This is a genomic window from Burkholderia sp. Ac-20392, from assembly GCF_017104585.1.
GTDB lineage: Bacteria > Pseudomonadota > Gammaproteobacteria > Burkholderiales > Burkholderiaceae > Burkholderia > Burkholderia lata.
In genome coordinates this window covers 1-4,078 of record NZ_JAAGPB010000629.1, presented here as the reverse complement: position 1 = coordinate 4,078, position 4,078 = coordinate 1, and the positions used below count along the sequence as shown (strand labels likewise).

The window sequence follows — 4,078 nt, the reverse complement described above, 5'->3', positions numbered from 1 at the left end:
CGCCAATGACGGGCAGCATGTCGGCCGTGCACGCCCGACATGCTGCCCGTCATTGGCGCCGCGCCGCGCCACCGCGATCTGTGGTTCGCGTTCGGGCATGCGCATCACGGTTTCACGCTCGGCCCCGTGACCGGCCGGCTGGTTGCCGACCTGATGACCGGCGCGCAGCCGTTCGTCGACCCCACGCCGTTTCGCGTCGAACGCTTTCTGCACGGCCGCTGAACCGGCGACCGTGCGCTGCAGCAGGGCGGCCGGCACACGACGCCGGCCGCTCCATCCAGCGGCCGGCCGATCCGGCACGCCGCGACGATCAACGACTGGAGACAACATGCAACAGCACACGATGCGGCGCGAACTCGGCGCGCGCCAGATTTCGTTCATGGCCCTCGGCATGGCCATCGGCGTCGGCCTGTTCCTCGGCTCGGCGTCCGCGATCAAGGCGGCCGGGCCCGGCGCGCTCGTCGCCTACCTGATCGGCGGCGCGATGATCTTCCTGATCATGCGTGCGCTCGGCGAGATGGCCGTGCACCGGCCGGTGTCCGGCTCGTTCGGTGCGTATGCGTTCGAATACGTCGGGCCGTTCGCCGGCTACGTGGTCGGCTGGAGCTACTGGCTGCTGATGGTCGGCGTCGGCGTCGCGGAGACGACCGCCATCGGCATCTACATGGGCTTCTGGTTTCCGGATGTGCCGCAGTGGCTGTGGGTCGTGTCGGCGATCGCCGCGATCTCGGCATTCAACCTGCTCAACGTGAAGGTGTACGGCGAGCTGGAGTTCTGGTTCGCGATCGTGAAGGTCGTGACGATCGTGCTGATGATCGCGGGCGGCGCGCTGATCGTGTTCACCGGGATCGGTCATGGCGGCGAGCCCGTCGGCCTGTCGAACCTGTGGCGCCACGGCGGCGTGTTTCCGCACGGCGTGCTCGGGGTCGTGAGCGCGCTGCCGATCGTCGCGTATTCGTTCGCGGGCGTCGAGATGATCGGCCTCACGGCCGGCGAGGCGCGCGAGCCGCAGAAGATGATCCCGCGGGCGATCAACTCGGTGTTGTGGCGCATCCTGATCTTCTACGTCGGCGCGCTGTTCATCATCATGGCGCTGTATCCGTGGCACGAGCTCGGCGAGCACGGCAGCCCGTTCGTGACGACGTTCGAATCGCTCGGGCTGCGGCAGGCGGCCGGCATCGTCAACTTCGTGGTCGTGACGGCCGCGTTGTCGAGCTTCAACTGCATCGTGTTCAGCGGCGCGCGCATGCTGTCGAGCATGGCGGGCAACGGCCTCGCGCCCGCGTCGTTCGCGGCGTTGAGCGCAAGCGGGTCGCCGTCGCGCGCGGTGCGGGCGACCGTGCTGTTCATGTCGGTCGGCGTGGTGCTGAACTACGTGATCCCTGCGCGCGTGTTCGGCTGGCTGATGTCGTTCCTGTCGTTCGACGTGGCCGTGATTTGGGCGATGATCGTCCTGACCCACATGCGGTTCCGGCGCGCGCTGGCCGCGCGTGGCGAGACGGTGGCGTTCCGCATGCCGTACGCGTCCGTCACGTCGTGGATCTGCCTCGTGTTCGTCGCGTTCGTGTTCGTGATGCTCGGCGTCGATCCGACGACGCGCGGGTCGCTGTATGCCGGCGCGGCGGTGATGGCGTTGATGGCGATCATCTACCGGCGTTCGCGGCACCTGCAGGCGGCTGCGCGGTCGACGCGTGTCGGGCTCGGCGTCGAGCGTGCGTGACGGTTGGGCGCCGGGTCGCTGATCGTGGTGCGGGGGCGAGTGCGTCCGACGGGGTGCGCTTGAGGCGGGGGCGTAGTGCCGCGGCAGTGTCGGCGGCGCGTCATGCGCGCTGCGCCGGCACGACGAATGAGGGTGACGTGAAACAGGCGTGCCGTCGCGCCGAACCGGCACCCGACGTCAAACGCACGACGATGCGCCCGATCAGGTCAGGCGCACAGCATCCGAATCAATACCGCGCGAGCTGATTGCCGTTGATCTGCACGCGATCACCCGGCCGCAGGTTGCCCGGCGACTGCACGTCGAACGAGCGCATCGAGCCGTCGCTGACCTGCACGTCGATCCGGTAGCTGCTCGGGCCTTGCGCGGCGCCCATCTGCTGGCCGATCTGGTTGCCGGCCACCGCACCGCCGAGCGCGCCGATCACGGTCGCCGCATCGCGGCCGTGACCGCGACCGAACTGGTTGCCCACCAGGCCGCCGACCAGCGCACCGACGACGGTGCCGGCGACGCCCGACGGGCCGACCGAGCCGTTGACCGGCTGGATGTTCGAGACCGTGCCGTACTGCGTGCCGTAGCCGTTGCCGTACTGGTTGCCGTATTGCTGCTGATTGCCGTACTGGTCATACGGCTGCGACCCGTATTGCTGCTGGTTGCCGTACTGATCGTACGGCTGCGGCGCCTGGTTCGGATACGGCTGTTGCTGCTGCACGTAGCCCGGTTGCGAATACGCGGGCTGCGCGTAGCCGGGCGTCGCGTATTGCTGCTGCTGCGGATACCCCGGCTGCGCGCCGTAGTAACCCGGCGCGACGCAGGCGGTCAGCGGAAGCGCCGCGACGGCGACGAGCGAGGCGAACAGAACGGTCTTCGTGGAAGGCATGCGCATCATGATGTTTCCTGCATCGGCAACGGGTTCGCCGACGAATGCCGGGACGGGTGGCGAACTCGGCGTGAGTATAAGGAATGGCCGGAGGCGCGTCCGGTGCGGCCGGGTAACAACGTGTAAAGTCTGTTGCCGCGTAAATCGCCGCCCCGGCGGGGCGCGGAAGCGACGCCCGGCAAGGGCGCGACACGGCTGCCGGACGCCCGCATGCGGGTGACGCCGATACTGCGCGGCCATCGACTTTTCCGCCGTCTTCCCTGCGATCCCGCCCCATCCCCGTGCCAGGCCCGGCGGCCGCGCGCGCCGCGCATCGCGAAATCGAATGCGCGGCATCGCGACATTTAATTGGCCTCGGGCGATGGCGTCCGATATCGTGGCCGGATTCCCTGCCAACGGTCGCGCCGTGCCGGCTGCGGTGCCTTTCTCCGTCCGCGCCGGTGACATGCAGCGACCGCCCCACATTCCGAGCCATGACCGATCGTATCTTCATCAACGCCGTCGACGCCGGCGGCCAGCCCATCAACCTCGTCGTCCGTGACGGCCGCTTTACCGCGGTCGGCGCCGAATGCGCCGCCGCGCCCGGTGCGGAAACGATCGACCTCGACGGCCGCGTCGTGCTGCCCGGCTTCGTCGATGGCCACATCCACCTCGACAAGAGCTTCGTTGGCGATCGCTGGGTGCCGCACGAATCGGTCGACACGCTGCGCGAGCGGCTCGCGGTCGAGAAGCGCCAGCTCGCGGCCGCGCCGCCGATCGTCGAGCGCGCGAATGCGCTGATCGCGCAGGCCGCTGCATTCGGCACGGTCGCGATGCGCAGCCACGTCGACGTCGACGCAACCACGGGCCTGTCGAACCTGCAGGCCGTGATGGCTGCGCGCGAGCAATGGCGCGGGATCGTCGATATCGAACTGGTCGCGTTTCCGCAGGCCGGCGTCGTCACATGCCCGGGCACTGCGGAGATTCTCGACGCCGCCGTGCGCGAAGGCGCGGACGTGGTCGGCGGGATCGACCCGACGACACTCGACGGCGATGCGGACGGCCAGCTCGACATCGTGTTCGGCATCGCCGAGAAGCGCGGCGCGAAGATCGACATCCACCTGCACGAGCCGGGCGAAACGGGCATCGCGCAACTGCTGCGGATCGCGGCGCGCACGCGCGCAGCGGGGCTCGGTGGCCGCGTGAACGTGAGCCATGCGTACGCGCTCGGCCAGGTGAGCGAGGACGACGTGCAGCGCACCGCGGCGGCACTGGCCGAAGCCGGCGTGTCGATCCTGACGAACGCGCCGGGCGACTGCGCGTTTCCGCCGGTGCAAGCGCTGCGCGACGCGGGCGTGCACGTGTTCGCGGGCAACGACAACATCCGCGACGCGTGGTGGCCGTACGGCAACGGCGACATGCTGCAGCGCGCGATGATGGTCGGCTATCGGTCGGGCTTCTACACCGATGAAGCGCTCGGCATCGCACTGGACATGGCGACG

3 protein-coding genes and 1 pseudogene are annotated in these 4,078 nt (G+C 69.1%); 3 read left to right on the top strand and 1 reads right to left on the bottom strand.

Translation table 11 applies throughout. The annotated features are described in order from the left end of the window. Nucleotides 1–21 precede the first annotated feature (21 nt). Nucleotides 22–222 (top strand): annotated as a pseudogene (locus tag G3N99_RS35850) (FAD-binding oxidoreductase); the annotation flags it as partial. Nucleotides 223–328: 106 nt separating this feature from the next. After that, entirely contained in the window at nucleotides 329–1,720 is a 1,392-nt protein-coding gene (locus G3N99_RS35845; RefSeq protein ID WP_174941869.1) for an amino acid permease, read from the top strand. A 226-nt stretch (nucleotides 1,721–1,946) separates the two neighbouring features. Here the strand turns inward: G3N99_RS35845 and G3N99_RS35840 are convergent, their stop codons facing one another. Beyond that, the gene (locus tag G3N99_RS35840; RefSeq protein WP_039340408.1) at nucleotides 1,947–2,606 is read right to left on the bottom strand and encodes a glycine zipper 2TM domain-containing protein; all 660 of its coding nucleotides are present in this window, start codon (nucleotides 2,604–2,606) and stop codon (nucleotides 1,947–1,949) included. 464 nt (nucleotides 2,607–3,070) lie between these two features. Between G3N99_RS35840 and G3N99_RS35835 the strand changes: the two genes are divergently transcribed. Continuing rightward, a partial coding sequence (locus G3N99_RS35835) for an amidohydrolase family protein (protein ID WP_206124724.1) occupies nucleotides 3,071–4,078 on the top strand: 1,008 nt, incomplete at its 3' end.